Raw genomic sequence first — 26630 nt, 5'->3', positions numbered from 1 at the left:
GCAATGACGGTTTGAAGTGCGCTACTCCGCAGCCTCGAGGAACAGGTCGTCGATGCTGGTTTCCGCCTTCCAGCTCTTCAGCTCGGGCATCACCTCTTCCGCGAACATGCGGATGGAGCGCACGCAATCGTCCTGCGGCATGCCGCCGAAATAGACATGCGGGAAGAAGCCCTGCGGGTTGTAGATTTCCTTCAGCTCCCACAGCCGCTCGAGGATATCCTTCGGCGTGCCGGTGACCGCGCCCTTGCCGAAATTCTCGCAATATTCGTCGATCTGTTCGGGGGCGAGCATCATCTTCTCATAATGCTCATACCCCTTCACATTGGCGAAGGTGCCGGGCTTGTCGAGATGGTAGTTGGTGATCGCCGCACGCATCGTGTTGGCGAGGTATTTCTGCCCCTGCTCATGCGCATAATCGCCATCCTCATGGATGTAGAAATTGCCCGAGAGCATGGGCGGCGGCGGGCTTGAGCCGTCAGTGTGCACCTCGTCCCACACGCCCTTGTACTGGTCCGGCGGAGCCTCCTTGCCGCGCTGGGGGAGCATCAGGACCATGTTGCCGAAGCCGTGCCTGGCCGCCGCATACATCGAATTGCCCGACAGCGAGCCGCAGAACTTTCGGCCGGCAAAACTCTTGACCGGGCGCGGGCGAAGCTCGCTGCGCGGGATGGAGCCGAAAGCGCCCTCGCCCTCGATCACGCCGGTTTCCAGTGCCGGAATCAGGACGTCGAGGATATCGTTATAGAGCGCGCGGCTATCGTTCTGATCGATGCCGAGGCCGGCGAATTCATGCGGGGCCAGCCCGCCGCCGAAGCCGAGGATCGCGCGGCCGCCGCTCATGATGTCGAGATTGATGATCTTTTCCGCCAGCCGCGCCGGATTGTGCCACGGCACGATGATGCATTGCGTGCCCAGCTTCACATTCTTGGTCTTGCCCGCAAGATAGGTGAGCAGCTGCAGCGGATCGTTGGACATCGAATAGTCGGAGAAATGGTGCTCGGTGATCCACACCGAATCATAGCCCAGCTCGTCCGCCAGGATCAGGTTCTCCAGCTCCTCGCGCACGAATTGCGCATCGTCATAGCTATCGCCGCGCTGGTGCGCGAAGCCGGTGGCCAGTCCTACATGCATGGTCTCTCTCCCTCTCCACTGGCCGGCCACGGTCCTTGCGACTCTTCAGCCCGCCATTATCACGCCCGTTAGAATGACTCACTTTGCCTATTGGAGCAATTCGGCTGTGGCATTGCGCGGCCTTATGTTCTAACCCCGCGCCGGATTTTGGGAGGGGGTGCCGCCACGAATCTCGCGAAAGAGGACGAGCAAGCATCCATGCGTATCGAACATATTCCGGTCGGTGATAATCCGCCCGAGAGCCTGAACGTGATCATCGAAGTGCCCACCGGCGGCGAACCGGTGAAGTACGAATTCGACAAGCCGAGCGGCGCGCTGTTCGTCGACCGCATCCTGCACACGCCGATGCGCTATCCGGCGAATTACGGCTTCATCCCGCATACGCTGAGCCCCGATGGCGATCCGCTGGATGCGCTGGTGATCGCCCGCTCGCCCTTCATCGCCGGCTGCGTGGTGCGCGCCCGTCCGATCGGCGTGCTGAACCTCGAAGACGAGCATGGCGGCGACGAAAAGCTGATCTGCGTGCCGGTGGACACGACCTTCCCCTATTATTCCGACGTCGGGGAAACGAAGGACCTGCCGTCGATCATCTTCCAGCAGATCGAACACTTCTTCACCCACTACAAGGATCTGGAAGCCGAAAAGTGGGTCCGCATCGGCGCCTGGGGCGATGCCGCCGAGGCTAAGCGGGTGACGCTGGAAGCTATCGAGCGTTACGAGGCGGATAAGGCGAAGGGCTGAGGGTTCTTTTGACTTTTGGCAGGCGCATTCGCGCTTGCGGCCCCCTTTGGGGCCGTAGCTGCCTATCTTCCTCCCTTTCGCACAGCGATGGGGGCCTCTGCATACAAGCAGCTGACATTCGCGGGATCGCGCGGCTCGGCCTCGCGGTCCCTTTATCTGTGCCGTGAGTTTGCCGCTATCAGGCGAAGAGGAACGCAAGACCCTTGAACAGGCCGGTCAGCGCAAAGGGCAGGCCAAGGGCGCTGAGCCAGACCAGCGCGCGGTCGCGCTTGAACAGCGATTCCAAGGCGGGATCGGCAGCCTGCGCATCATCGAGTTCGGACCAGCGCGCTTCGAACAGCCGGCAGGCCGGGATAACGGCGAACACCAGCAGGATGAGCGCGAAATAGGGCAGGATGGAACTGTGGTTGGTCTTGAGCACCAAAGTGGTCAAGGCGATTTGCAGGCCGGTATAGACCAGCAGCCCGAAAGCCACATGGTCACTCATACGCTTACGCCAATCCAGTTGATCCGTCGTGGTTTTATGCGACCTTTCGACGGAGCTTGTGATTGCCCTTTCCATGGCAATGCTCCTTATCCAATCCCGATACGATTTATTACATTTCGGCGGCGCCGTTGCAAGAGTGGTAACCATATCGCCAAGGACAGCGGCGGAGGTGTCTCCACGGGGGACATGCAGGAATCTTGCCAATTCCCCTTCAAAGCGCCGCTGAAGGTGCTAGATGGCAAGCTATGAGCATGGATGATCCCACTCTCGATGAAGCTGGCCTCGACACCGAGTCGCTGGCGGAAAGCATGGAACATGCGCATGAAGGCGCCGCGCCCGACCTGCCGCCCGAAGGCGGGCTGGAAGTCGTCTCCATCGCCAAGAGTTACGACAAGCGCGCGGTCCTGACCGATATCTCGCTGACCGTGGCGAAGGGCGAGGTGCTGGGCCTGCTTGGCCCCAATGGCGCGGGCAAGACCACCTGCTTCTATTCGATCATGGGGCTGGTGAAGCCCGATAGCGGGCGCATCATGATGGACGGCGTCGATGTCACCAGCCTGCCCATGTATCGCCGCGCGATCCTGGGCCTTGGCTATTTGCCGCAGGAAACCAGCATCTTTCGCGGCATGACGGTGGAACAGAACATCAATTGCGTGCTCGAAATGGTCGAGCCCGACAAGGCCACCCGCGAGGCGGAGCTGGAGCGACTGCTCGAGGAATTCCACATCACTCGCCTGCGCGACAGCCCGGCCATGGCGCTGTCTGGCGGTGAACGCCGCCGCTGCGAGATCGCCCGCGCGCTGGCCGCCAAGCCCTCCATCATGCTGCTGGACGAGCCCTTTGCCGGCATCGACCCGCTGTCCATTGCGGATATCCGCGACCTGGTAAGGGACCTGAAGCGCCGCGGCATCGGCGTGCTGATCACCGACCACAATGTACGCGAAACGCTCGATATCGTGGACCGCGCCTGCATCATCTATGGCGGGCAGGTCCTCTTCGCCGGCAGCCCGCAGGAGCTGGTCGCCGACGAGAATGTGCGCCGCCTCTATCTCGGCGAATCCTTCACGCTGTGATGGCTGTCGGGAGGAAGTAGCCGATGGCGCTGGGACCCAGGCTGGACCTGCGGCAAAGCCAGTCGCTTGTCATGACGCCGCAGCTGCAGCAGGCGATCAAGCTGCTGGCGCTGTCCAATCTGGAAATCGAAACCTTCATCGGCGAGGCGCTGGAGAGCAACCCGCTGCTCGAAGCGGGCGAAGTCTCGCGCGAGGCGGGCGATGACGCGCCCGACGCTGTTGCGGATGGCGATACGCCGCCCGATGCCCCCACTTCCGACGAGCTGATGCTGGCGGGCGGCGGTGAGGGCGACGCCCCGCTCGATCTCGATCCCGCCGCGCTGGATATCGATCGCGACACGGGCGACTGGTCCGCAGCCCCGGGCTCCGGCGGCGGCGAGGACGGGCCCGACATCAGCGAACATGGCGATGTGGAGGCGGACCTTGCCGCGCATCTCGAAACGCAGGTCGGCCCCGCCGCGCCCAATGTGCGCACCGCCTTCATCGCCCGACACATCATCGGCCTGCTCGATGATGCCGGCTATCTCGCCGCTTCCTTGCGCGATCTTGCCTCCGACCTGAACGTTCCGCTGGCTGAAGCGGAAGCGGCGCTGGAACTGGTGCAGTCGCTCGATCCCACCGGCGTCGGGGCGCGCAGCCTGGCCGAATGCCTCGCACTGCAGGCGAAGGAGGCGGACCGCTACGACCCCTGCATGGAAGTGCTGCTCGCGAACCTGGACCTGCTGGCCAAAGGCAGCTTCGCCCAGCTCAAGCGCATTTGCGATGTCGATGACGAGGATTTCGCCGACATGCTTGGCGAACTGCGCAGCTACGATCCCAAGCCGGGCCTCAAATTCGCCCGCAGCGACAGCGCGCCGGTCACGCCCGATGTGCTGATCCGCGCGAGCAGTGAAACGGGCTGGGACATCCAGCTCAACCAGGCGACGCTGCCGCGCCTCATCATCAATCGCGAATATTATGTGGAACTGCGCGGCGGCTGTACCGACAAGCAGTCCAAAGGCTGGCTGAGCGAGAAGCTGGCCGATGCCAACTGGCTGGTGAAGGCGCTCGACCAGCGGCAGAAGACGATCCTCAAGGTCGCCAGCGAAATCGTGAAGCAGCAGGACGGCTTCTTCCGCCGCGGCGTGTCCGAACTGAAGCCCCTCACCCTTGCCAAGGTGGCCGAGGCGATCGAGATGCACGAAAGCACGGTCAGCCGCGTGACCAGCAACAAATACCTCCATTGCGAGCGCGGGACCTTCGAGCTCAAATACTTCTTCACCTCCGGCGTCGGCGGCGGTGCGGATGGCGAGGGCGCCAGCGCCGAAGCGGTCAAGGCCCGCATCAAGGCGCTGACCGATGCCGAGGACCCGAAGAAGATCCTCTCGGACGACAAGCTGGTGGAGCTGCTCAAGGCCGAAGGCTTCGATCTGGCGCGGCGCACCGTGGCGAAATATCGCGAGGCTATCGGGATTGGGTCGAGCGTGCAGCGAAGGCGGCAGAAGAAGCTGGAGAGTATCTGACCGCCGGCTACCGCCGCGCAATCCTTGCGCGAAGGGAGGCCAATAGCCGCCTGGGTGAACGCCCCGATACATCGAGGGCAAGCCCTATCGCCAGACAGGCTACCAATGCCTGATAGGCCAGCTGCGAGAGCGCCGGACTCCAGAGAGCCCCCAGCAGCGCAAGGCCATCCGAATGCACCGCCAGGACCAGCGTGCCGGTCCACGAATACATGGCGTAGGGCAGGTTCCAGTTCATCGCGATCGAGGCGGCGGGGATCGCTAGGTACTGGTTCGCCATGGCCGAGGAAAACACCACCAGCCCGATCAGGTAGATGCGCAGCTTCTCGAAATCGTCGCGTTCGCGGACGCAATAGCCCAGAGCCAGCAAGGCGCCGATAAACAGCAGGACGACCGGGATGCTGTCCACCAGCGCATCGGGCAGGAGCAGGCGCCAGAGAGGCGCGGCATTGAACGAGCGATAGAGGAAGACATTGTCGAGAATGCCCCTCCACCCGACGGGGGCATAGGCGGCGAAGCCGAGCAGGAAGAGAGTGTAGGGAACGCCGACAACCAGCAACCGGTCGCGCCAGCTCTGCCGCTTCATCGCCAGCCAGAGCGGAAAGACGAAGAGCAGGTGCTTGGCCATCAGTGACAGGCCGAGCCCCAGCAGCAGCACCGCCTGCCCGCGCCAGCCCTGCAGCTTGCCGACATAGAGGATGGCGGCAAAGCCGATCAGGACCGGCAAATTGTCGAACTGGCTGTGATAGCCGGTGATGATCACCGAGATCGGATTCAGGAAGAACAGCGCCGCCACCTTCAGCGAAAAGCGGCGCAGCAGGATGGCAAACAGGCCGACATCGACCAGCGTCAGGAAAGCGGCGATCTTGAAATGCAGCGCCTTGGTCGGATCCGCACCGGGCGGTGAAGGCAGCAGGTCGAGCCAATGGACGATGTTGAACCACACCGGCCCGTAATTATAGCGCGGCGTTTCGGCATAGACATTGCCGCCGGCCGCCATGATGTCGGCCACGATGCGATAGGAATCGACATCGAAATTGTGCTCATGGAAAGGCAGCAGCAAGCGCGCCAGCACACCGGTGGCGAGGACGAGCGCGACCCATGCCGCACCCGGCCTTGCTTCCACCCCTGCCCGCTCGTCACGCATCATTTGCCCCCCGATCCTCCATAGCCGCTGCCACCCGATATCGACAATCGGTGCGCACACTGGACCTTGTCATTGCTTTTCGCCCATACGACCAGTCCAGTGAAGCCGGCGTTACCCGGCCTTCGGAATGGAGCGGGACATGAACACGCGAAGGGTTTCGGACTGGCAGGCTGGACTTGCCGCCTATGCGGCCGCCGCCGCGAAGCTGGCAGCGGCGTCTGCTATCGGCTTCACCCTGTTTCTCGGCCTGGCCGTGATCGGCGCGGGCAGCCAGTTCGACACGGTCTTCTACCGTGGCGTAGTGCTGATCGCGGCAGCCTGTCTGCTTCTCTTCCTGGCAATGATAGCGGTGAACAGGCGATGGCAGCTGTTCTCACCCGATCTCGTGGTCGCCGCCATCGCCACGACCTTCAGCCTCAGCATCGGTTTCCTGATCGTCTTTCCCGTAACGGTCGACCGCTCGATCACGGTTTACCTGCTGAGCCATATGGACCGCCATGCCGAGAGCAGTTTCACCACCGGTGAGCTGCAGGCGGAGTTCCAGCGCACCTATCTGACCGATTGGGAGCAGATCGCCCGGCGCATGGAAGAGCAGACCACGACGGGCAATATCATTGAGGTGGCGCCCGGCCGTTTCCGGATTACCCCCCAGGGGCAGGCAATGGCTGGCACCTTCCGGCGGATTGCCGCCGCTTTCGATACGGACCCGCGCTTCGTTGGCGACGGGCCTGCGCAGGGTGTTGCCAGAAAGACTCAGCAGTGAATCCGCATTGCGTTAAACCTGTTATTAACCTTTTTTGGTGACAAGTTGCGTGGTTAATTCGCGGCAACCTCTCCTAAGGAGGGGTTACCGCCGGGGAAACAAGGGGACACCCACAATGCGCGTGCTGCTGATCGAAGACGAGCCGACAACCGCCAAGGCAATCGAGCTCATGCTCACAACCGAAGGCTTTAATGTCTACTCGACCGATCTTGGCGAAGAAGGCCTCGATCTGGGCAAGCTGTATGACTACGATATCATCCTGCTCGATCTTAACCTGCCCGACATGCATGGCTACGACGTTCTGAAGAAGCTGCGCGTCGCGAAGGTGCAGACCCCGGTCCTGATCCTCTCCGGCATTTCTGAAATGGATTCCAAGATCCGCAGCTTCGGCTTCGGCGCCGACGATTACGTTACCAAGCCCTTCCATCGTGACGAGCTGGTCGCCCGCATCCACGCCGTGGTGCGCCGTTCGAAGGGCCACAGCCAGTCGGTCATCCGCACCGGCAAGCTGGCCGTGAACCTCGACGCCAAGACGGTCGAAGTCGATGGGGCCCGCGTGCACCTGACCGGCAAGGAATATGCGATGCTGGAGCTGCTCTCGCTCCGCAAGGGCACCACGCTGACCAAGGAAATGTTCCTCAACCACCTCTATGGCGGCATGGACGAGCCCGAACTCAAGATCATCGACGTCTTCATCTGCAAGCTGCGCAAGAAGCTTTCCAGCGCTTGCGGCGGCGAAAACTATATCGAGACCGTATGGGGCCGTGGCTATGTGCTGCGCGATCCCGATGCGGACGAGGAAATCGAAGCAGCCTGAACCAAATCTCTCGGTACCCATCGAGATTGGTGTGAACACAGCGAGACGGCCCGTCTTCCATCAGGAAGGCGGGCCGTTTTCGTCGTTGCTGCTTTTTAGGGATCAGGCGATCCGCATTTCCTTCACGTCCAGCCCGCTCGGCTGCTGGTAGAGGCGCAGGCCGAATTCGGGGAGGATCGCGATGAGGTGGTCGAAGACATCGGCCTGGATGCTCTCATACTCGCCCCAATCGGTGGTCGAGGTGAAGCAGTAGATCTCCAGCGGCAGGCCCTTGGGCGTCGGCTCCAGCTGGCGCACCAGCAGGGTGAAGCCCTTGGTGGCGAGCCGGGGATGCGCCTTCAGGTAAGCGATCACATAGGCGCGGAATGTGCCGATATTGGTGATCCGCCGCGCATTGACCGGGTTGGTATCCCCCGCCAGCTCACGCGCGTTCCATTCCTTCAGCTCCTCGTCCTTCTTGGAGAGGTAATCGCCGAGCAGGCGGAAGCGGCGCAGCCCGTCCACTTCCTCATCCGTCAGGAACCGCACCGAATTCTGGTCCAGCGGCAGCGCGCGCTTGATCCGCCGGCCGCCGCTCTCGCTCATCCCGCGCCAGTTGCGGAAGCTGTCCGAAATCAGCTTGTGCGTGGGGATGGTGGTGATGGTCTTGTCGAAATTCTGCACCTTCACCGTGTGCAGCGCGATATCGATCACATCGCCATCGGCATTCATGCCGGGCATCTCGATCCAGTCGCCCACGCGCAGCATGTCGTTGCTCGACAGTTGCACACTGGCGACGAGTGAGAGGATGGTGTCCTTGAACACCAGCATCAGCACCGCCGCCATCGCGCCGAGGCCGGAGAGGAGCAGCAGCGGCGATTCCTCGATCAGGACGGAGACCATCATGATCGCCGCCGCGCAATAGACGAGAATCTTGACGACCTGGACATAGCCCTTGATCGGGCGCGTCTTCGCTTCCGGCCGGCGGCGATAGAGCTCGTCGATGTAGTCGAGCCCCTTGCTCATCGCCATGGCGATGGACAGCACGATGCAGGCACGGGCGATATTGGTGATGAGCGCCGCGACTTCCGGCGGCAGGTTCGGCACCAGCTCGATCCCGCGCGAGACCATCAGCAGCGGGATGACGGTGGCGAGCCGCGCGGCGGCCTTGTCCGCAGTGCTGGTCCGCGTATCGAGGAAGGGTGCGGCGATGCGCAGGATCACCTTCTTGAGCAGCCAGTTGACCGCAGCGGCGCCCAGCAAGAGCAAGGCGAGCGCGATCAGCGTCTGCACCCAGGGCATCTGTTCGGCGAAGAATGTTGTCGCGTCATTGATCATGGCCGCGCGACCTAGCGTGCCTCTCCGGGCAATCCAACCCTTGCAGTTTGTTTGCTTTGCGAAGGCGCATCCGCGCCTTCATCCTCGCTAGACGGGCAGCAAGCTGCCCCCGATGCGGACGGCCGTTCCGCCTTGCGGTCGCTACGCGACCGCGCTGCTGCAGCTCCTCCTCCAAGCTCCGGAACGGGCCGCAGGCCCGCAAGCGCGAACGCGCGCCCGTAGCCGCCCCGTAGCGAAGCGGAGGGATTCAGGCGAGGATAGCCAAGTGCCCGGATGGGCACGCCGGCGCTTGAGGCGTACCAAAAAAAATGTATGCGCAGCAGACATGACAGCGCACAAGGAAGGCGATCCGACTACGCTCAACCGGCTCTATGGCCGCAGCCAGGGCAAGCCTTTGCGCGCCTATCAGCAGCAGCTGGTGGAGGAATTCCTGCCCAGCATCGCGGTGCCAGCGGAAGGTCTCGTGACGGCCGAACGGCTGTTCGGTTTCGATTGCCCGCTGCATTTCGAGATCGGCTTCGGCGCGGGCGAGCACATGGCCTATCGGGCGGACCTGCTGCCCGATCACGGCTTTATCGGCGCAGAGCCCTTCCTCAATGGCGTGGCGCAGGCGCTAAACCATGTGAAGGAAGGCAACCTTGGCAATGTGCGCATCCATCATGGCGATGCGCTGGAAGTGCTGGCGCGCATTCCCGATGGCGCGCTGACCATGCTCTACCTGCTTCACCCGGACCCATGGCCCAAGGCGCGCCATGCCAAGCGGCGCATGATGAACGATGGCCCCGTGAAGTTGATCGCCGACAAGCTGAAGCCCGGCGGCGAATTCCGCTTCGGCACCGACCACCCGGTCTATCTTCGCCACGCGCTGATGGTAATGCGCCGCTTTACCGACGAGTTCGAGTGGACAGTCGAAGGACCGAAGAGCTGGCAGGTCCGCCCCTCCGGCTGGCCCGAGACGCGTTATGAGCACAAGGCGCGCAACACTTATGGCCACGAAGTCTGGTACTTCCGCTTCCGCAGGCGCGGCTGACATGACCGATCCGATTACCATCAGCTTCTGCACCACCTGCAAGAACCGGCTTTACCAGCTGCGCGAAACCCTGCCCGGCAATCTCGAAGCCATCGGCGCGGGCGAGGAGATCGTGCTGGTCGATTATGATTCGCCCGATGGCCTCGCCAAATGGGTATGGGACAACTTTCGCGAGGCCATCGAGGCGGGGCGGCTGCGCTTCTTCCGGGTGACCGATACAGCGCCTTGGCATGTCTCCAAGGCCAAGAACCTCGCCTACCGCCTTTCGCGCGGCGAATACCTGTTCAATCTCGACGGCGACAACTTCCTCACCGCAAGCGACCTCGAAAAGATCCACGAAGCGAGCGCCGCAGGAACGGGCTGCCGACAGAAGACCGAAAATCTCACTGACGGGACGCCGGGGCGAATCGGCATGGCGCGGCGCATCTTCTTCGAGCTCGGCGGCTATGACGAGGGCTTGCTCGGGGTGATTCTCGAGGATTTCGACCTTGTCACGCGCGCCGAGATGATCGGCTACGCTTTCCGCCAGCTTGGTGCGCCCGAGAGGCTGCCCGTCCAGAACAATGTTCGCGAGCGGCTGGGAACCTATGCCCCCGAGAAAACGCCCGGACGCGCCGAGCTCGGCAAGCTGTGGATGACCAATCTTGCCGTTGCCGAACTGAGGCGCGAACTGGAAGGACCGCGGCGGCACCAGAACTTCGCCAGCTTCCGTGGCCGGCTCAACGGTCAGCCGGTGATCGTCGATGGGGCAGGCTTCATCCGCGCCGATCACACGGTCGCCAATACCCAGCCTTGACCTGGCAGAGCTGGGCGGTTGCATCACGCGCCGCGCAACGTCTCCAGCAGCGCCTCGCGATCCGCATCGTTGTTGTAGACATGCGGCGTTACCCTCAACGAAGACCCGCGTAGCGAGACGAAGACGTTCTTTTCCGCCAGCCGGTCGGTCAGTCCATCGGGCACGCCCTCGGGAAAGCCGAGCGAGAGGAAATGCGGTGCGCGCTGGCCGATGGGCGCGGAAGTGAGGCCGAGCTTCGCCGCCTCCTCCGCGATCCTGCCGGTCTCCTCCGCCAAGGTGTGGGCAATCGCTTCGACGCCGAATTCAAGCAGGAAGTCGAGACCTGCGCTGGCGCCGAACATCAGCGGAGGATTGGACTTCTCGCCCTGGTCGAAACGCCTCGCGCCGGGCTGGTAATCGTCGCGGTAATCGACCAGCCGGGTGAAATCTTCCGACCCGCCGCGATTGATCCAGTTCTGCTCGACCGGCTCGCCATCATGGTGGCGCGGTGCGACATAGAGCATGCCGGTGCCATAAGGTCCCATCAGCCATTTGTAGCAGGCGGCCACGGCGAAATCGGGATCGACCTTGGCAAAATCGAGCGGCATGGCGCCAAGCGATTGCGTGAGGTCGAGCACGAGCGCAGCGCCATATTCGCGGCATTTCGCCCCCACCGCTTCGAGATCCACCACACGGCCATCGGCCCAATGCACATGCGGCACGGCGACCACGGCAGTGTCCGGCCCGATCGCATCGAGCACCGCATTGGTCCATGCCGCATCGGCGTCCCGCTCAACCGCCACCACGCGGCCGCCCCGCTCTGCCGCCAGCTGGCGCCAGGGATAGACGTTGGACGGGAACTGGTCGCCCAGCATCACAACCTGCTGCCCCTTGGCCAGAGGCAGGTTGCGCGCGGCGATCGCCAGCGCATAGCTGACCGACGGGACGATCGCGATGCTGTGGGCGGCAACATCGCACAGCCGCGCCGCCCTATCGCGGAAGGCCTCGCAGATGGAGAAGAAGTCGTCGGGCTTGTAGGTCCAGGGCCTCTGCTTGCACGCTGCACCATCGACCATGGCCTGCGTGACCACATTGGAGAGCGGCGACATGTAGGCGCAGTTGAGATAGTGCACATCGTCAGGGATGGCGAAGCGATGACGCTGGCTCGGAACTGATTGCATGGGCCATGTGTATCACAGGCAGACCTGCCCACAATCACTCCGGAGCAATACCATGACCAGCCCATCCGCCAGCAAGTCCGCATGTATCATCGGGGCCTCGCGCGGGCTGGGCCTGGGGCTGGCGCGCCGCCTGGCGGAGAAGGGCTACACGGTCTTTGCCACGCAGCGTTCTCACTCGGCGGAACTGGCCGATGCTGCCGCAGCAAGCGATGGCGCGATCAAGGTGCATGAGATGGACGTAACCGACGCAGCCAGCATCGCCGCGCTGGCCCAGGCGATCCCCGCCGGATCGCTGGACATCCTCGTCCTCAATGCCGGCGTCTATGGCGGCGGCGAGCAGGACCTCGCCGATCTCACGCGCGACAATGTCGCCGATATCCTCATGACCAATGCCGTCTGCCCGGCGCGTGCGGCGGTGGGCCTGCTGCCGTCCATGAAGGATGGCGGCACGATCGGCATGATGAGCTCCAAGATGGGCTCCATCGATGACAGTTCGGGCGGATCGAACCTCTATCGCCTCAGCAAGGTCGGCCAGAACATGCTCTCACGCTCACTGTTCGAGAAGCATGCGAGGCCCCGCGGGATCGGCGTGATCTCGCTCCATCCCGGCTGGGTCCAGACCGATATGGGCGGCCCCAATGCGCTGATCGATGTCGATACCAGCGTATCGGGCATGATCGATGTGCTGGAAGCCGAGCGCGAACCGCGCCACGCCTTCCTCGCCTATGACGGGCAGGCCGTGCCCTGGTAGCGGTTTCGATCAAGCCGCTTCGGGTCGCATCCCGGTAAAGTATTTCTTCCTTTCGTGACGCCGCGAAAACTCACATCGGGCAGGTGGTTCAACTGCCTGGATTGCCGCCGATGTTTGGCGAATTCGACTGGGTTTCCCTGCTTCCCTACATCGCCGTCGGCTTTGCCGCCCAATTGGTGGACGGCGCACTGGGCATGGCCTTCGGCGTCATTTCCAACGCGCTGATGGTGGGCGTACTGGGCGTTGCGCCCGCCGTCGCATCGCAGCGTGTGCATGTGGTGGAATGCTTCACCACCGCCACGTCGGGCATCAGCCATCTGCTCAACGGCAATATCGACAAGGCGCTGTTCTGGCGCTTGCTGCTGCCCGGCATCGCGGGCGGCGTGCTGGGCGCCTATGTGCTCACCAGCGTCGATGCGGAGGTGGTGCGGCCCTTCGTGCTCGCCTACCTCACCGGCATCGGCATCTACCTGCTCTATCGCGGCTTCACCTATCCCCCTGCCCCGAAGCGTCCGCGCCATGTCGCGGTCCTGGGCCTGACTGGCGGCTTCCTTGATGCAGCCGGTGGCGGCGGCTGGGGGCCTGTGGTGACTTCCAACCTGCTGGTTCAGGGCGCCGAACCGCGCAAGGTGGTGGGCACGGTGAATGCGGTGGAATTCTTCCTGACCGTGACGATCTCTGCCGCCTTTATCATGCAGCTGGGCTTTGCCGATCTTGCCGGGGCGACGCTGGGCTTCCTGATCGGCGGCGTAGCGGCAGCACCCATAGGGGCCTTTGCCGCGCGCCACTTCTCCACCCGGCTGATGCTGCTCACCGTGGGCCTGGCGCTCACGCTGACCAGCGCGATGGGCATCTGGGCGGCGCTGGGCTGAGCCAGCTGCCGCCTACGCAGATCAGCCGACTATCCCCGCACTCGCCAGTACCGCCAGCGTCAGCACATCCGGCGCGATCGAGGTCATCGGCGCGATCTGCACCGGCTTTTCGCTGCCGATCAGCATCGGCCCGATGATCGTGTCGCCCGACAATTCGCGCAGCAGCTTGGCCGAAAGGTTGGCCGATTGCAGCCCGGGCATGATCAGCACATTGGCCGGGCCGGACAGGCGGCTGAAGGGATAGAGGCTCATCACCTTGGGATTGAGCGCGGCATCGGGCGCCATCTCGCCTTCATATTCGAAGCCCGGATCCTCCGCATCGAGGATCGCCACGGCATCGCGGATATTGCCCAGCCACTGGCCGGAGGGATTGCCGAAGGTGGAGTAGGACAGGAAGGCGACGCGCGGCTCATGCCCCATGCGGCGGGCGACGGCAGCCGTCTCCTTGGCGATATGGGCCAGCTGCTCGGCGCTCGGCCGCTCATTGATCGTAGTATCGGCGAGGAAGGTGGTGTGGTTCTTGCCGATTACCATGTGTACGCCAAAGGGCGTTGCGCCCGGCTTGGCGTCGATCACCTTGGCGATCTCGCGCGCTGTCTGGCTGTAGGTACGGGTGAGGCCGGTAATCATGCCGTCGCCCTTGTCGAGCGCCACCAACAACGCGGCAAACACGTTGCGTTCCTGGTTCACCATGCGGCGCACATCGCGCAGCGTGTAACCGCGCCGCTGCAGCCGCTTGTAGAGATAGTCGACCATCTGCTCGATGTCGGGATAGTTGGCCGAATTGGCGATCTCGAAGCTGTCGGGATCCTCCACCGCCAGCTCCACCAGCTTTTCGCGCACCTTCTCGGTGCGGCCGACAAGGATCGGTTCGCCATAGCCGAAATCGCGGAACTGGATCGCCGCGCGCAGGGCGACGTCCTCCTCCGCCTCGGCAAAGACCATGCGCTTGGGATGGGCCTTGGCCTCGTCATAGACGCGGGTGAGCACCGAGGTCGTGGGATTGAGGCGCGAACGCAGCGCGAGCGCGTATTCGTCGAAATCCTCGATCCTGTCCTGCGCCACGCCCGAATCCATCGCCGCCTTTGCGACGGCGCAGGAGACGCGCTCCATCAGGCGCGGATCGAAAGGCGCGGGGATGATATATTCGCGGCCGAACTGGTGATTGGTGCCATAGGCGGCGGCCACTTCTTCCGGCACACGCTCGCGCGCCAGCTCGGCAATCGCCTTTGCGGCGGCAACCTTCATTTCCTCGTTGATCGTGGTCGCCCGCACGTCGAGCGCGCCGCGGAAGATGAAGGGGAAGCCGAGGACATTGTTGACCTGGTTCGGGAAGTCCGACCGGCCGGTGGCGATGATCGCATCGGGGCGCACGGCGCGCGCCTCGTCCGGCATGATTTCAGGCGTGGGATTGGCCATGGCGAAGATGATCGGCTGGTCGGCCATTTTCTCCACCCACGCGGGCTCCAGCGCCCCGGCGGCGGACAGGCCGAGGAAGATGTCCGCGCCCACCAGCGCTTCTTCCAGGCTGCGCGCTTCGGTCGGGACCGCATGCGCGCTCTTCCACTGGTCGACATCGGCGCGGCCGGGATAGATCGGGCCCGAGCGATCGCAGACGATCACGTTCTCATGCGGCACGCCGACCGACTTGATGAGGGCGGTACAGGCCAGCGCCGAGGCGCCCGCACCGTTCACCACCATCTTCACGTCCTTCAGGTCGCGGCCCGTCAGGTGGCAGGCATTGATCAGACCGGCTGCGGCGATGATCGCCGTGCCGTGCTGGTCGTCATGCATCACCGGGATGTTCATCCGATCGCGCAGCGCCTGCTCGATGATGAAGCATTCCGGCGCCTTGATATCCTCAAGATTGATGCCCCCGAAGCTCGGCTCCATCAGCGCGACGGCATTGATAAAGGCTTCCGGGTCCTCGGTGTCGAGTTCGAGATCGATCGAATCCACATCGGCAAAGCGCTTGAACAGCACCGCCTTGCCTTCCATCACCGGCTTGGAAGCGAGCGCGCCGAGATTGCCGAGGCCGAGGATAGCCGTACCGTTGGAGATCACCGCGACGAGGTTGGAGCGCGCGGTATATTTCGCCGCCAGCGCCGGGTCCTCGGCGATCGCCTTCACCGGGGCGGCAACACCGGGAGAGTAAGCCAGCGACAGATCGCGCTGGGTCGCCATCGGCTTGGAGGCGATGATCTCGATCTTACCCGGGCGAATGGTCTCGTGATAGAACAGCGCCTCGCGCGTGGTGAAATCGTTCGTCTCGTCGGCCAAGTGATCCTCCTCTTCGCGTCAGACCCCTTAATGGGCAATTCCCGCGCGCGATAGGGGAAAGACTGCGCCCCGCCCTTCCCGAATCATATTGCGGCCTATTACCTCGCGCATCGCAATGGCCGGTTCCGCAACTCCGATGATGAAGCAGTATCTCGACCTCAAGAAGGAGGCCGGAGACTCTCTGCTGTTCTATCGCATGGGCGACTTCTTCGAGCTGTTCTTCGACGACGCGAAGACGGCCGCCGGCGTGCTCGATATCGCGCTGACCAGCCGCGGCGAACATGGCGGGGAACCGGTGCCGATGTGCGGCGTGCCCGTGCATTCGGCGGAAGGCTATCTCGCCCGCCTGATCCGTGCCGGTTGCCGCGTGGCAATTGCGGAGCAGGTGGAAACGCCCGATGAGGCAAAGGCCCGCGCCAAGCGCGAAGGCACGCCAAGCTCCAAGGCGCTGGTGAAGCGCGATATCGTCCGCTTCGTCACCGCCGGTACGCTGACCGAAGAGGCACTGCTCGAACCGCGCCGCGCCAACATGCTCGCCGCCGTCGCCGATTTGCGCGGGACTTGCGGCGTGGCCGCCTGCGACATCTCCACCGGGCGGATGGAGCTGGAAGAATGCACAGCGGACCAGCTGGGCGCGGTACTGGCACGCATCGGGGCGAGCGAATTGGTTGCGCCCGAGGGATGGGACGAAGCACCGTTCGACGCGATCGCCCGCACCCGCACAGACTTTGCCAGCGAGGCGGGAGAGGCGGCGCTCAAACGCGTGCACGGTGTTGCCACACTGGACGGTTTCGGTGACTTCAGCCGCGCAATGCTGGGCGCGGCAGGCGGCCTCATCGCCTATCTCGACCATGCCGGTCGCGGGAAACTGCCGCTGCTCCTGCCGCCGGTCGCGCGCAGTTCCTCCGCCATCATGGCGATGGACGAGGCGACGCGGGCGAGCCTGGAGATTGTCGCGGCGCAGAATGGCGGACGCGCGGGATCGCTGCTGGGCGAGGTCGATCGCTGCGTCACCGGCGCGGGCGCGCGGCTTCTGGCGGAGGACCTGTCCGCCCCGCTCACCGATCATGCCGCCATCGAACAGCGGCTGGCGCTGGTGGCGGAGATTCACCGCGATCCGCTCCTGCGCGCGGACATGCGCGAGATGCTGCGCGCGATCCCCGACCTTGGCCGCGCGCTGGGCCGGATCGTTGCCGGGCGCGGCAGTCCGCGCGACCTCGGCCAGGTGCGCGACGGATTGATCGAGGCACGGCGGCTGCATGGCGTGCTCCAGAGCCGCAAGGACCGCCCCGCCCTGCTCGACGCGCTGCTGCCCCACCTCACTGGGCATGGCGCGCTGACCGATTTGCTCAGCCGCGCGCTTATCCCCTCCCCGCCAACCGAGCGCAGCCAGGGCGGCTTCATTGCCGGGGGCTATGACGAGGGGCTGGACGAGCTGCGCGAAGTCTCCGGCAATGCCCGCCGCGCGATCGCCGCGATGGAAAACCGCTATCGCAGCGAGACCGGCATCGCCTCGCTGAAGATCAAGCATAATGGCGTGCTCGGCTATTTCATCGAAGTGCCGAGCAAGCATGGCGACGCGCTGATGACGGCGGACAGCGGTTTCATCCACCGGCAGACCATGGCCAATGCGGTGCGTTTCAATTCGCTCACACTGCATGAGGAAGCGAACCGCATTGCCGAGGCGGGCGGGCGCGCCATCGCTGCCGAGGAAGCGCATTTCGAAGAGCTGGTAGGCGAAGTCTCCGCCAGCCGCGAGCGCATCGCCGCCACGGCAGCGGCCCTCGCCCGGCTCGATGTCAGCGCGGGACAGGCGGAGCGGGCAGCAGAGGGCGGATGGTGCCGGCCGGAGGTCACCAACGATACCTCGCTCGCCTTCACCGGCGGGCGGCATCCGGTGGTGGAAGCCGCGCTAGCGAAGCAAGATGTGCGCTTCATCGCCAATGATTGCACGCTGTCAGGCAGCGACCGGCTGTGGCTGGTCGGCGGCCCGAACATGGGCGGCAAGTCGACTTTCCTGCGCCAGAACGCGCTGATCGTGCTGCTGGCGCAGGCGGGCGGTTTCGTCCCTGCCGAAGCCGCACGGATCGGGCTGGTGGACCGGCTGTTCAGCCGCGTCGGTGCGTCGGACAATCTGGCGCGCGGGCGCTCTACCTTCATGGTCGAAATGGTCGAGACTGCCGCCATCCTTTCCCAGGCAGGCGAGCGCAGCTTCGTCATCCTCGACGAGGTAGGGCGCGGCACATCGACCTATGACGGGCTGGCGCTGGCATGGGCGGTGGCAGAAGCGATCCATGAGACCAATCGCTGCCGCTGCCTGTTCGCCACGCATTATCACGAAATGGCGCGGCTGGCGGACACCTGCCCCGCCCTCTCGCTCCACCATGTGCGGGCGAAGGAATGGAAGGGCGAGCTGGTCCTGCTGCACGAACTGGCCGAGGGCGCGGCAGACCGGTCCTATGGCCTCGCGGTCGCACGGCTGGCGGGCGTGCCGAAGGAAGTGGTCGCCCGCGCCAAGTCGGTGCTCGACAAGCTGGAAAAGGGCCGCGCGGAAACGGGCGGGCTGGCGGCGGGCCTTGGTGAATTGCCGCTCTTCGCCGCTGCTGCCGAGGCAGAGGAAGAGGAATGCGACCTCTTGCGCGAGGAGCTGCAGGCGCTCGATGTCGATGCGCTGAGCCCGCGCGAGGCGCTCGAAGTACTCTACCGCCTTAAGCAGGAAGCGGGAACGGCAGGCGACTGACAGCCGTTCATCGAGGCATGAGCGACAAGCATGCCTATGACCATGGCGAAACCTGCGAGGAAGACGAGGCCAGCGAAGCGCTCGCCCGCGACCGGACGGATATGGCCGAAGACCGCACGATCATGGCGGTCGAGCGGACATTCGCCGGCTGGATCCGCACCGCCTTTGCGGCGATCGGTATCGGCCTCGCCTTCCGCGTGCTGTTCGGCGAACTCCAGCCGCCATGGCTGGCGAAGGCGATTGCCAGCATGTTCATCGGCTTTGCCATCTTCCTGGCGCTCAATGCCGAAAAGCGGGCACGGCGCTCACTTGAACGGATGAAGACGCATGCGGTGGAAGGCCCGGACCATCCGCGCTTCCGCCTGCTCGCATGGGGCGTTTCAGTCGGAGCGGCGGTGCTGATCGCGGGCCTGTGGATCCTCAATGACGGGGACCTGACGGGCTAACTACGAGCCATCGCCGCGCAACCCGTCGAGCTTGGCCTGCGCACCGAACTTGTCGACATTGTCATCATGGTTGGGCTCGCCGCGATAGGCGTCCATGTCCACGCGGCCGCTGCTTTCCATGTCGCGCATGTGATCGATCACGTCCTGCGTGGAATCGCCGAGGATCTCGCTGGAATTCGGACCCTTGGTGCTCTCGGTCGGGCTGCGGACTTCCTGCGTCAGGCCCTGCGCATCCTGCGCAATGGTCTGCGCCTGCATGCGGTGATCGTCCTGCTCGTCATTATGCGTCTCGGGTGCGAGGCCGGACTGGCGCTGCTCGTAAGACGGGATATTGCTGTCGGTCATGCGAATTCTCCTTTGCCCGATCAACGGGAAAGGAGGGGTGCGGGTTCCGACCCTGCGCTCGGCTAGCGGTTGGCCCCTGGCTGCCAGAGAATATCGCCCTTGCCGCCATCATTGGCCGCGCGGCACAGCACGAAGAGATAGTCCGACAAGCGGTTGATATAGGCGAGCGCCGCCGGGTTGACCGCCTCGCCCTCCGCCAGCGCGGTCACCGCGCGCTCGGCGCGGCGCGCGGCGGTGCGGGCGAGATGAAGGCGCGCCGCGGCTTCATTGCCACCGGGCAGGATGAAGCTGGTGAGCGGCTCCAGCCCTTCATTCAGCGCATCGATCCGTTGCTCCAGCCATTCGGCCTGCGCGGGTACGATTCGGAGCACCATTTCGGAGGGTGAGAAGTCCTCTCCGGGCGTCGCCAGGTCGGCACCAAGGTCGAACATGTCGTTCTGGATGCGGGTGATATGGTCTCGCGCTTCCCCTTCCAGTGCCAGCACGGCAAAGCCCAGCGCGGCATTCGCCTCGTCCACCGCGCCCACTGCGTCCATTCGCGGGGCGTGCTTGAGCAATCGCGAGCCATCGACAAGGCCCGTCGTCCCGTCATCGCCGGTGCGGGTATAGATGCGGTTGAGCTTGACCACGCGCCCCTCCCCCGCGTGCCAGCCGTCAGCTGTTGATGGCGAGCAGGATGACCACCGCGACGATGGCCAGCGCCTGGTACTTCACGCGGTTGAACATCATCTTGTTCTGCCGCGCGTGCATCTCGGCGATATGCGCCTCGTTTTCCTGATTTTCGAGGTCGATCTTGGTCGTTTGCAGGAATGCGACAATCCCGCGCACGAGCGAATAGACGACGAAGCCCATCAGGACGACGATGGCGAGGGTGAGAATCCAGTTCATGGGGCGATATCTAGGGATTGCGAGAGGGTAATGCCACCCGGCATTTGGCCCATGCGCAATTGCTGTGCCAGCGCCGCACCATCCTCCCCCGCCATCCGCCGGTCGGCGAGCGAGGGTGAATTTCGCCTTTTGGCAAGTTTCCTGCCCTCCTCGTCGAGCAGCAGTGCGTGGTGGTGCCAGCGCGGGACCGTCAGGCCGAGCAGTTCCTGCAACAGGCGATGGATATGCGTGGCGGCGAACAGGTCCGCCCCGCGCGTCACCAGCGTGATGCCGTCCGCCGCATCGTCCAGCGTCACGGCGAGGTGGTAGGAGGCGGGCGTTTCCGCATCCTTGCGGACCAGCACGACATCGCCCGCAAGATCGGGCCGCGCCTGCTGCTCTCCGGCCAGCTCGTCATGCCAGGTCAGCGGCCCGCAGCGCGCCATGGCGGCAGCGACGTCGAGTCGCCATGCCACGGCTTCGTCCGGACGCGGCAGATCGGCCTTGCAGGTACATGGATAGACCGGACCGTCCGGCCCAGTCCTGGTGGCGGCGGCGGCAATTTCCGCCCGCGTGCATTTGCACGGATAGAGCAGGCCCATGGCGGCGAGCGTGGCGGCGGCGACCTCATATTCGTCCACGCGGCTCGATTGCGCAGGCACTTCCTCCCATGAAAGGCCCAGCCAGGCGAGGTCCTCGCGAAACTCTTCTGCCAGCTCTGGGCGCGATCGGGCTCCGTCGATATCCTCTATCCGCAGCAGGAAGAGCCCGCCCGAAGCACGGGCGAGATCATGCGCGACAATCGCCGAATAGGCGTGCCCCAGGTGCAACGGTCCGTTGGGGCTAGGAGCAAATCGGGTCACAACCAAGACACAACTACTCCCGCCAGCCCTTCGCGACTCGTGAATATTCCTGTGGATTCGCTATTTGTAACAGTCTTGACGCTTTTTGGCGCAAATGCTCCACCTGTACGTATCAGGGAGGACACAGACAGTGTTCAAAGCCGAACTGATCGAACGCGCCGCGCATTTCCGAAGCGCGCAGGATGACCCGACGAGGAAGCTGGAAAGCTGCCCCGCGCTGGTGCTCAATGCGGATTACACGCCGCTCTCCTATTACCCGCTGAGCCTGTGGCCCTGGCAGACCGCGATCAAGGCGATCTTCCTTGAGAGGGTGGACGTGGTGGCGAGCTACGACCGGCAGGTGCACTCGCCTTCGCTCGACATGAAGATCCCCAGCGTGATCGCGCTGCGGCAATATGTGAAGCCCAGCGAATTTCCCGCCTTCACGCGCTTCAACCTGTTCCTGCGCGACCGCTTCGCCTGCCAGTATTGCGGCAGCGGCCAGCACCTGACTTTCGATCACGTGGTCCCGCGCCGGCTTGGCGGCAAGACGACGTGGGAGAACATCGCCACCGCCTGCGCGCCCTGCAACATGAAGAAAGGTGGGCGCACGCCCGAACAGGCACATATGCAGCTGCAGGTGGGCCCGATCCGGCCGACCAGCTGGCAATTGCAGCAGCAAGGCAAGAGCTTCCCGCCCAATTACCTGCACGAAACCTGGCGCGACTGGCTCTATTGGGACATCGAGCTGGAGGCATAATCCTCCCGCCCGCTGCAATTACCCCTCAATCACGCGATCGGCAGGGTGGTGCTTGTCGAGATGCTTGCGGATAATCTTGAGGTTGCGGCTGTTCGAGCGGAACAGGAAGTCGAACAGGTCGCCCGCCACCGGCACCGCGCCAACCGCGCTATCGAACAGGACATTGCCCGCCATGCGTGCGATCTTCCACTTCGGCAGGCCGAGATTGCGGGCTTCCCACACGATATATGCGCCCATGGCCGCAGTCACGACGTCGCCGACCACAGGGATCAGGCCGGCAAGCGCATCGAGTCCGACCGGGCGATTGATGCCGGGAATGATGAAGCTGCGCTCGAGGATCGCCTCCATCGCCTCAACCCGCTGGCGAATGGCCGCCGGTTCCTTTCCCAGCGGCAATTCGGGGGTGAAGGGACGCGGGCGCTGCGGTTCTGCCATCGAAATGCTCTCCATAGGTGCCTTATCTGGGTATGACAGCAAGATCCGGCAAGGGGTGGAAGGCAAAACGGTTGCCGGCAAAGCCTGATACATTGCTGCGCACCAGCGACCATCTGAGCGGAGAACCCAAGGGAATATAGACATTTGCTGCAGTCAGCGACACTTCCGCCTGACCCAGCAACTGCGCCCGTACCGCCGCATCCGCCTCATCCGTGGCATAGCCTGCCAGCACGTCCGCATCCTCGCTGCACAGGCCTTGACCAAGGCTGCAATTGAACTGGTTGAGGAACCAGCGCGAGGATGGATAGCGAGCGACGCGATCGAGCAGGGCGAGGTCCGCATCGTCCCGCTCTTCCGCCCGCACCAGTGCGACACCGATCGTCGCAAGCTGGCGCGAAAGCGTGTTGAACAGTAGCGCATTGCCGGGCGCATCTGCGATCAGCAGCGAGAGCGTGGCGCCCTCGCTTACGGCATCTTCCTCCGCTGCGTTCCGCCAGGCGGCGACGCGCGTGGCGGCTATACGCCGCCGATCCTCGATCGAAAGGTCTGTCCAGCGTTCGCCCACCATGCCGGAATCGCCAGCAAGACCCGGCGCGACCACGCGCGTGGTCGCAATCCAGCCGTCGATATTGAACAGCGCCGCCAGCTCGCCACGATCGATCGCCATGGCGATGGCCTCGCGCGTCTCGGGAGTTTCCAGCAGCCCGCGGTCACGCAGCACTTGCAGCCCGAACAGGCCGAGCGCCGCATCGGCGCGAATGGTGCCGCGCGTCAGCGGGCCGGTATCGGCCAGCGGCAGCGAACCCAGCCGGCCGCCCAGCACCACATCGACATTTCCTTCGCCGAACTGATCGATTGCTTCCCGCGCAGAAAGCGCTCGCAGGTTGATATCGCGCGTATATTCAGCCCAGTCCTCGGTCTGCGGCAAACCGCGTTCAGCGGGAGGCTTGAGCGCCAGCAGCGCGTCACCTCCCTCGCCACGCTCCAGCGCCATCGGCCCGGTCTCGCCCTCGCCATTGGTCAGGCCGAGTTCGGGCTGGGCGAGCAGCAGGAGCAGGTCGGGCACGGGGCTGGCGAGGCGGATTTCGATCACGCCCGCAGCCATGGCGCGCACCTCGTCGATCGGCGCGAGGTCGATGCCTAGCGACGTGCCGCGCAGTTCCCTGATCGCCCGCAGCAGAGCCGTACGCACGCTTTCGCCCGTCAGCTCCTCACCATTGGGCCAATTCCCATCGCGCATGCGGAAAACAAAGATCTGTCCGTCCTCCAGCACATTCCATCGGTCCGCCAGCGCGGGCACGACCTCGCCGTCGGCATCGAGCGCGACGAGGCCCGAGCGCGTCGCCGCACGCAAATGCTGGCCGCTGTCCGCAAGGCGGATGCCCTCGGCAAACAGGTTCTCTTCGCTGTCGATGAAGGCGACATTCAGCGTGCCCTCAACCGCATTGTCGCAACCGGCAAGGGCAAGGGCTGCAGCAAGCGCGGCGGTCAGGGATGCGCGAAAAGACATGGCCTCGGCTTAAGCGGGCCTGATCGCCGCATCAACCGTGAAGCGATCATATCTTGCGCAGGCGATCCTTTGGAGTTGGTGTCGGCGCAGGCGCCTGGCGCAGATGCGGGGTGCCGCCGGTCCTCTCAACGGGCGCAGCGGCAACCGGCGCCCGGGCGCTGCGGGGATCGATTTCGTCCATGAAGGCGATGCCGAAGCGGTTGTCCTGCTTCCACGCCACCGACCCTTCGACCACGCCGATATTGCGCAGTTCCACCTCGACCCGCTGGCCGCGCGCAACCCTGACGGTGCCTTCGGCCATCATGCCCCCGGCGGAAAGATTGCGCACCTTCACCGGATGCGTTTCGGATTGGCCGTCCACACGGACCTGCGCGAGCAGGAACAGGCTGTCCCTTCCCACCTGGCGTGTATCGACATTGCTCATGGTCTGCTTGTTACCCTTGGTTAGACGTCCTCGCAATCGGCCGCCCCAGCCGTCCAAGCGGATTGGCCGGGCGCGAATGCGTTGAGTGCCGGGTGCACCCCCAAGTGCTAACCAGATATTAATCCGGGGGCAGGGGCGGCAGACTTGTCCCGGATCGGGTCAATCGTCGCGGGAAATCTTTTCCCGGCGCTCATGCGCCTGCTGCGCTTCCACCGTCATCGTGGCAATGGGCCGGGCGATCAGGCGGTTGATACCGATCGGGTCGCCAGTCACTTCGCACCAGCCATATTCGCCTTCCTCGATGCGGCGCAGCGCCGAATCGATCTTGGCAATCAGCTTGCGCTGGCGGTCGCGCGTGCGCAGCTCGATCCCCCAATCGGTCTCCGACGAGGCGCGATCATTGAGATCGGGCTCACGGATCGGGCCGTCCTGCAGGTTCTGCAGCGTGCCTTCCGATGCTTCGAGAATCGATCTTTTCCATTCCAGCAGCAGCACCCGGAAATAGGTCAGCTGCTGGTCGGACATGTATTCTTCATCTTCGCCCGGCGAATAGTCATCGGGCAGGGCCCGCTTCGCTTTGGCAAGAATATCAATATCGTCCCGGGGAACCGAGGCCATCATTTACTCCGCATCCTGATCCTGCCGACCTGCCCTGCGTCAGTAGCGCCTTGCCCTTTTGGGTCTGTCAGCCGCCTGAACCAGGTCGGAGTAGTGGCGCGCCTATAGGGGTCACGTAAAGGTCGCACAAGCGGCAATTGGAGCTAGTCGTGGAGGGGATTCCCGTGATCCGCCAAAAGCGCCGAACATCAAGGTGTAAGGCGCGTTAACCATTTATTGAGCATGATCGTCAAAACCTGTTGTCAACGAAGGCCACGGATAAGGGTCCCGCGGCCAATCATGGGGGTACACGATCATGGAACTTGCCAAGATCGAGACTTTTGCGAAGACCGAACCTGCCGACATGGCCGGCTACGACATGGTCGTTGCCCAGTGCCTGGCCGATGCCGCCGGTGGCAACCACACCGCCTATTTCGACCTCGGCGTGATCTATTCGACCGGCAGCCACGGCGCCGGTTGCGACCTGATCGAAGCGCATAAGTGGTTCAACCTCGCCGCCAGCCGCGGCCATGAGGAAGCCGCCTGGTGCCGCGCCGATATCTCCGACGAGATGACCGCCCGCGAGATCGCCGAAGCCCAGCGCCGTGCGCGCGAATGGCTTGCCGCCGGGACCCGCCGCGCCGCCTGATCAGCCTTTGCGGAACGGGGTGTGCCGGCCGATATGCAGCCGGTCCATTTCCACGCCCCGCCGCTCGCGGTCGAGGAAATCCTCCACCGCCGCACGAAAGCCGGGATCGGGCAGGTAATGCATCGAGGTCGTGGCCACGGGTTCATAGCCCCGCGCCAGCTTGTGACCGCCCTGCGCGCCCGCTTCCACTCGCTTCAGGCCCCGCGCGATCGCGATATCGATGGCCTGATAATAGCATAGCTCGAAATGCAGGAAGGGCTTGTCGACGAGGCAGCCCCAATACCTGCCATAAAGCGCCTCCTGGCCGATGAAATTGAGCGCGCCGGCAATCGGCCTGTCATCCTCGAAAGCGAGGATTAGCAGCACGCTCTCCCCCATCCGCTCCCCGAACAGCTCGAAGGCTTCACGCGTCAGGTAGGGCGTGCCCCATTTGCGCGCACCGGTGTCTTGGTAGAAGAACCAGAAGGCGTCCCAATGTTCGGGGCGGATCTGGTCACCCACCAGATGGCGAATCTCCACGCCCTGCTGGGCCCGCTCACGCTCCTTACGCACCGCCTTTCGCTTGCGTGAGGCGAGAGCGGCGAGGAAGTGGTCGAAGCTCGCATAATCGCGGTTCTCCCAGTGGAACTGGATGTCCTCGCGCTTTAGCCAGCCGGCCTGTTCGAACAGGTGATGCTGTGCAGGTTCTACGAAGGTCGCATGGGCGGAGGACAGCTCCGCCTTGAGGCACAGGCTCTCGGCCGCCTTGAGCAGCGGCAGGGCATATATCTCATCGCGCAGCAGCAGCCGAGGCCCAGTTGCCGGAGTGAACGGCGCAGATATCTGCAGCTTGGGGTAGTAGCTGCCGCCCGCCCGCTCCCACGCATCGGCCCAGGCATGGTCGAACACATATTCGCCCTGGCTGTGACTCTTGGCATAGCTGGGCATGGCGGCGAGGAGCTTTCCTGCCGAATCCTCGATGACGATGGGCACAGGCTGCCAGCCGGTCCCCTCGCCGACGCTGGCGGATTCCTCCAGCGCGGCAAGGAAAGCGTGGCGCATGAAGGGGTTGCCGCCGCCGGTCAGCGCGTCCCATTGGCTCGCATCGAGCGAGGCTACGGAAGGAGCAATACGGGCGGTGAGATTGCCTTCGGCCATTACCGCCAATCTAG

The 26630-nt window shown here is 64.0% G+C and carries 28 protein-coding genes; 13 read left to right on the top strand and 15 right to left on the bottom strand.

Features of this window, described 5'->3' with window-relative positions; all coding sequences use genetic code 11:
• Window positions 1-21 precede the first annotated feature (21 nt).
• Window positions 22-1131: an LLM class flavin-dependent oxidoreductase gene (locus E5222_RS11260; protein ID WP_136693905.1), complete on the bottom strand. Its 1110-nt coding sequence runs from the start codon at window positions 1129-1131 to the stop codon at window positions 22-24.
• 198 nt (window positions 1132-1329) lie between these two features.
• Here E5222_RS11260 and ppa point away from each other — a divergent pair, with 198 nt between their 5' ends.
• Window positions 1330-1872, top strand: coding sequence for an inorganic diphosphatase (gene ppa, locus E5222_RS11255; protein WP_136693904.1), 543 nt, complete (start codon window positions 1330-1332; stop codon window positions 1870-1872).
• A 178-nt stretch (window positions 1873-2050) separates the two neighbouring features.
• On the opposite strand, the gene E5222_RS11250 is transcribed toward ppa, so the two are convergent.
• Entirely contained in the window at window positions 2051-2359 is a 309-nt protein-coding gene (locus tag E5222_RS11250; RefSeq protein ID WP_246021727.1) for a hypothetical protein, read from the bottom strand.
• Window positions 2360-2667: 308 nt separating this feature from the next.
• Between E5222_RS11250 and lptB the strand changes: the two genes are divergently transcribed.
• Complete coding sequence (gene lptB, locus E5222_RS11245) at window positions 2668-3432, top strand: LPS export ABC transporter ATP-binding protein (protein WP_136694314.1); 765 nt, start codon at window positions 2668-2670, stop codon at window positions 3430-3432.
• A 23-nt stretch (window positions 3433-3455) separates the two neighbouring features.
• Complete coding sequence (rpoN, locus tag E5222_RS11240) at window positions 3456-4934, top strand: RNA polymerase factor sigma-54 (protein WP_136693902.1); 1479 nt, start codon at window positions 3456-3458, stop codon at window positions 4932-4934.
• A gap of 7 nt (window positions 4935-4941) precedes the next feature.
• Here rpoN and E5222_RS11235 read toward each other — a convergent pair whose 3' ends face one another.
• Window positions 4942-6081 carry a hypothetical protein gene (locus E5222_RS11235; protein ID WP_136693901.1) on the bottom strand — a complete coding sequence of 380 codons (1140 nt, stop codon included), beginning with the start codon at window positions 6079-6081 and terminating at the stop codon, window positions 4942-4944.
• A 136-nt stretch (window positions 6082-6217) separates the two neighbouring features.
• Here E5222_RS11235 and E5222_RS11230 point away from each other — a divergent pair, with 136 nt between their 5' ends.
• A complete protein-coding gene (locus E5222_RS11230; RefSeq protein WP_136693900.1) occupies window positions 6218-6841 on the top strand; it encodes a hypothetical protein in 624 nt (207 codons plus the stop codon).
• Between the two features lie 115 nt (window positions 6842-6956).
• Complete coding sequence (gene ctrA / locus E5222_RS11225; RefSeq protein ID WP_136693899.1) at window positions 6957-7658, top strand: response regulator transcription factor CtrA; 702 nt, start codon at window positions 6957-6959, stop codon at window positions 7656-7658.
• Window positions 7659-7760: 102 nt separating this feature from the next.
• Here the strand turns inward: ctrA and E5222_RS11220 are convergent, their stop codons facing one another.
• The gene (locus tag E5222_RS11220; protein WP_136693898.1) at window positions 7761-8975 is read right to left on the bottom strand and encodes a mechanosensitive ion channel family protein; all 1215 of its coding nucleotides are present in this window, start codon (window positions 8973-8975) and stop codon (window positions 7761-7763) included.
• Window positions 8976-9300: 325 nt separating this feature from the next.
• On the opposite strand from E5222_RS11220, the gene trmB reads away from it, so the two are divergent.
• Both trmB and E5222_RS11210 read left to right on the top strand, forming a co-directional pair.
• Window positions 9301-10005 carry a tRNA (guanine(46)-N(7))-methyltransferase TrmB gene (gene trmB, locus E5222_RS11215; RefSeq protein WP_136693897.1) on the top strand — a complete coding sequence of 235 codons (705 nt, stop codon included), beginning with the start codon at window positions 9301-9303 and terminating at the stop codon, window positions 10003-10005.
• Window position 10006: 1 nt separating this feature from the next.
• Window positions 10007-10801 (top strand): glycosyltransferase family 2 protein, encoded by a 795-nt coding sequence (locus tag E5222_RS11210; RefSeq protein ID WP_169053563.1) that lies wholly within the window; start codon window positions 10007-10009, stop codon window positions 10799-10801.
• A gap of 23 nt (window positions 10802-10824) precedes the next feature.
• On the opposite strand, the gene E5222_RS11205 is transcribed toward E5222_RS11210, so the two are convergent.
• Entirely contained in the window at window positions 10825-11961 is a 1137-nt protein-coding gene (locus E5222_RS11205; RefSeq protein WP_136693895.1) for an aminotransferase class V-fold PLP-dependent enzyme, read from the bottom strand.
• 52 nt (window positions 11962-12013) lie between these two features.
• Here E5222_RS11205 and E5222_RS11200 point away from each other — a divergent pair, with 52 nt between their 5' ends.
• Window positions 12014-12712, top strand: a complete 699-nt coding sequence (locus E5222_RS11200; RefSeq protein WP_136693894.1) for an SDR family NAD(P)-dependent oxidoreductase — start codon at window positions 12014-12016, stop codon at window positions 12710-12712.
• Window positions 12713-12822: 110 nt separating this feature from the next.
• On the top strand, window positions 12823-13584 hold the full coding sequence (locus E5222_RS11195) for a sulfite exporter TauE/SafE family protein (RefSeq protein WP_136693893.1): 762 nt from the start codon (window positions 12823-12825) through the stop codon (window positions 13582-13584).
• 21 nt (window positions 13585-13605) lie between these two features.
• On the opposite strand, the gene E5222_RS11190 is transcribed toward E5222_RS11195, so the two are convergent.
• Window positions 13606-15864 (bottom strand): NADP-dependent malic enzyme, encoded by a 2259-nt coding sequence (locus E5222_RS11190; RefSeq protein WP_136693892.1) that lies wholly within the window; start codon window positions 15862-15864, stop codon window positions 13606-13608.
• Window positions 15865-15979: 115 nt separating this feature from the next.
• On the opposite strand from E5222_RS11190, the gene mutS reads away from it, so the two are divergent.
• Complete coding sequence (gene mutS / locus E5222_RS11185) at window positions 15980-18604, top strand: DNA mismatch repair protein MutS (protein WP_136693891.1); 2625 nt, start codon at window positions 15980-15982, stop codon at window positions 18602-18604.
• Window positions 18605-18621: 17 nt separating this feature from the next.
• Window positions 18622-19050, top strand: a complete 429-nt coding sequence (locus tag E5222_RS11180) for a YidH family protein (RefSeq protein WP_136693890.1) — start codon at window positions 18622-18624, stop codon at window positions 19048-19050.
• Here E5222_RS11180 and E5222_RS11175 read toward each other — a convergent pair whose 3' ends face one another.
• The 4 genes from E5222_RS11175 to gluQRS all read right to left on the bottom strand — a co-directional run bounded on the left by E5222_RS11175 (window position 19051) and on the right by gluQRS (window position 21131).
• Window positions 19051-19395: a hypothetical protein gene (locus E5222_RS11175; protein WP_136693889.1), complete on the bottom strand. Its 345-nt coding sequence runs from the start codon at window positions 19393-19395 to the stop codon at window positions 19051-19053.
• 62 nt (window positions 19396-19457) lie between these two features.
• A complete protein-coding gene (locus E5222_RS11170; RefSeq protein WP_136693888.1) occupies window positions 19458-20024 on the bottom strand; it encodes a cob(I)yrinic acid a,c-diamide adenosyltransferase in 567 nt (188 codons plus the stop codon).
• A gap of 25 nt (window positions 20025-20049) precedes the next feature.
• A complete protein-coding gene (locus E5222_RS11165; protein ID WP_136693887.1) occupies window positions 20050-20283 on the bottom strand; it encodes an HIG1 domain-containing protein in 234 nt (77 codons plus the stop codon).
• Complete coding sequence (gene gluQRS, locus E5222_RS11160; RefSeq protein WP_136693886.1) at window positions 20280-21131, bottom strand: tRNA glutamyl-Q(34) synthetase GluQRS; 852 nt, start codon at window positions 21129-21131, stop codon at window positions 20280-20282. Before gluQRS ends, E5222_RS11165 begins: the two co-directional genes overlap by 4 nt.
• A 139-nt stretch (window positions 21132-21270) precedes the next feature.
• On the opposite strand from gluQRS, the gene E5222_RS11155 reads away from it, so the two are divergent.
• Window positions 21271-21864 carry an HNH endonuclease gene (locus E5222_RS11155; RefSeq protein ID WP_425456262.1) on the top strand — a complete coding sequence of 198 codons (594 nt, stop codon included), beginning with the start codon at window positions 21271-21273 and terminating at the stop codon, window positions 21862-21864.
• An 18-nt stretch (window positions 21865-21882) separates the two neighbouring features.
• Here the strand turns inward: E5222_RS11155 and E5222_RS11150 are convergent, their stop codons facing one another.
• The 4 genes from E5222_RS11150 to dksA form a co-directional block, all read right to left on the bottom strand.
• Entirely contained in the window at window positions 21883-22299 is a 417-nt protein-coding gene (locus tag E5222_RS11150) for a DUF4112 domain-containing protein (RefSeq protein WP_136693884.1), read from the bottom strand.
• Between the two features lie 22 nt (window positions 22300-22321).
• Window positions 22322-23809: an ABC transporter substrate-binding protein gene (locus E5222_RS11145; protein ID WP_136693883.1), complete on the bottom strand. Its 1488-nt coding sequence runs from the start codon at window positions 23807-23809 to the stop codon at window positions 22322-22324.
• Window positions 23810-23855: 46 nt separating this feature from the next.
• Window positions 23856-24233, bottom strand: a complete 378-nt coding sequence (locus E5222_RS11140) for a PilZ domain-containing protein (protein WP_136693882.1) — start codon at window positions 24231-24233, stop codon at window positions 23856-23858.
• A gap of 159 nt (window positions 24234-24392) precedes the next feature.
• Window positions 24393-24851 (bottom strand): RNA polymerase-binding protein DksA, encoded by a 459-nt coding sequence (gene dksA / locus E5222_RS11135; protein ID WP_136693881.1) that lies wholly within the window; start codon window positions 24849-24851, stop codon window positions 24393-24395.
• Between the two features lie 295 nt (window positions 24852-25146).
• On the opposite strand from dksA, the gene E5222_RS11130 reads away from it, so the two are divergent.
• Entirely contained in the window at window positions 25147-25479 is a 333-nt protein-coding gene (locus E5222_RS11130) for an SEL1-like repeat protein (RefSeq protein WP_136693880.1), read from the top strand.
• Here E5222_RS11130 and E5222_RS11125 read toward each other — a convergent pair whose 3' ends face one another.
• Window positions 25480-26616, bottom strand: coding sequence for a GNAT family N-acetyltransferase (locus E5222_RS11125; RefSeq protein WP_136693879.1), 1137 nt, complete (start codon window positions 26614-26616; stop codon window positions 25480-25482).
• Between the last annotated feature and the right edge of the window lie 14 nt (window positions 26617-26630).

It is taken from the genome of Alteraurantiacibacter aquimixticola (assembly GCF_004965515.1).
Classification (GTDB): Bacteria; Pseudomonadota; Alphaproteobacteria; order Sphingomonadales; family Sphingomonadaceae; genus Alteraurantiacibacter; species Alteraurantiacibacter aquimixticola.
This window is presented reverse-complemented; position numbering and strand designations above follow the sequence as displayed.

Excerpts from the sequence above, each read along its gene's own strand:
- E5222_RS11260 (WP_136693905.1), bottom strand. The coding sequence starts at position 1,131 with ATGCATGTAGGACTGGCCACCGGCTTCGCGCACCAGCGCGGCGATAGC.
- ppa (WP_136693904.1), top strand. The coding sequence starts at position 1,330 with ATGCGTATCGAACATATTCCGGTCGGTGATAATCCGCCCGAGAGCCTG.
- E5222_RS11250 (WP_246021727.1), bottom strand. The coding sequence starts at position 2,359 with ATGAGTGACCATGTGGCTTTCGGGCTGCTGGTCTATACCGGCCTGCAA.
- lptB (WP_136694314.1), top strand. The coding sequence starts at position 2,668 with ATGGAACATGCGCATGAAGGCGCCGCGCCCGACCTGCCGCCCGAAGGC.
- rpoN (WP_136693902.1), top strand. The coding sequence starts at position 3,456 with ATGGCGCTGGGACCCAGGCTGGACCTGCGGCAAAGCCAGTCGCTTGTC.
- E5222_RS11235 (WP_136693901.1), bottom strand. The coding sequence starts at position 6,081 with ATGATGCGTGACGAGCGGGCAGGGGTGGAAGCAAGGCCGGGTGCGGCA.
- E5222_RS11230 (WP_136693900.1), top strand. The coding sequence starts at position 6,218 with ATGAACACGCGAAGGGTTTCGGACTGGCAGGCTGGACTTGCCGCCTAT.
- ctrA (WP_136693899.1), top strand. The coding sequence starts at position 6,957 with ATGCGCGTGCTGCTGATCGAAGACGAGCCGACAACCGCCAAGGCAATC.
- E5222_RS11220 (WP_136693898.1), bottom strand. The coding sequence starts at position 8,975 with ATGATCAATGACGCGACAACATTCTTCGCCGAACAGATGCCCTGGGTG.
- trmB (WP_136693897.1), top strand. The coding sequence starts at position 9,301 with ATGACAGCGCACAAGGAAGGCGATCCGACTACGCTCAACCGGCTCTAT.
- E5222_RS11210 (WP_169053563.1), top strand. The coding sequence starts at position 10,007 with ATGACCGATCCGATTACCATCAGCTTCTGCACCACCTGCAAGAACCGG.
- E5222_RS11205 (WP_136693895.1), bottom strand. The coding sequence starts at position 11,961 with ATGCAATCAGTTCCGAGCCAGCGTCATCGCTTCGCCATCCCTGACGAT.
- E5222_RS11200 (WP_136693894.1), top strand. The coding sequence starts at position 12,014 with ATGACCAGCCCATCCGCCAGCAAGTCCGCATGTATCATCGGGGCCTCG.
- E5222_RS11195 (WP_136693893.1), top strand. The coding sequence starts at position 12,823 with ATGTTTGGCGAATTCGACTGGGTTTCCCTGCTTCCCTACATCGCCGTC.
- mutS (WP_136693891.1), top strand. The coding sequence starts at position 15,980 with ATGGCCGGTTCCGCAACTCCGATGATGAAGCAGTATCTCGACCTCAAG.
- E5222_RS11180 (WP_136693890.1), top strand. The coding sequence starts at position 18,622 with ATGAGCGACAAGCATGCCTATGACCATGGCGAAACCTGCGAGGAAGAC.
- E5222_RS11175 (WP_136693889.1), bottom strand. The coding sequence starts at position 19,395 with ATGACCGACAGCAATATCCCGTCTTACGAGCAGCGCCAGTCCGGCCTC.
- E5222_RS11165 (WP_136693887.1), bottom strand. The coding sequence starts at position 20,283 with ATGAACTGGATTCTCACCCTCGCCATCGTCGTCCTGATGGGCTTCGTC.
- E5222_RS11150 (WP_136693884.1), bottom strand. The coding sequence starts at position 22,299 with ATGGCAGAACCGCAGCGCCCGCGTCCCTTCACCCCCGAATTGCCGCTG.
- E5222_RS11145 (WP_136693883.1), bottom strand. The coding sequence starts at position 23,809 with ATGTCTTTTCGCGCATCCCTGACCGCCGCGCTTGCTGCAGCCCTTGCC.
- E5222_RS11140 (WP_136693882.1), bottom strand. The coding sequence starts at position 24,233 with ATGAGCAATGTCGATACACGCCAGGTGGGAAGGGACAGCCTGTTCCTG.
- dksA (WP_136693881.1), bottom strand. The coding sequence starts at position 24,851 with ATGGCCTCGGTTCCCCGGGACGATATTGATATTCTTGCCAAAGCGAAG.
- E5222_RS11130 (WP_136693880.1), top strand. The coding sequence starts at position 25,147 with ATGGAACTTGCCAAGATCGAGACTTTTGCGAAGACCGAACCTGCCGAC.
- E5222_RS11125 (WP_136693879.1), bottom strand. The coding sequence starts at position 26,616 with ATGGCCGAAGGCAATCTCACCGCCCGTATTGCTCCTTCCGTAGCCTCG.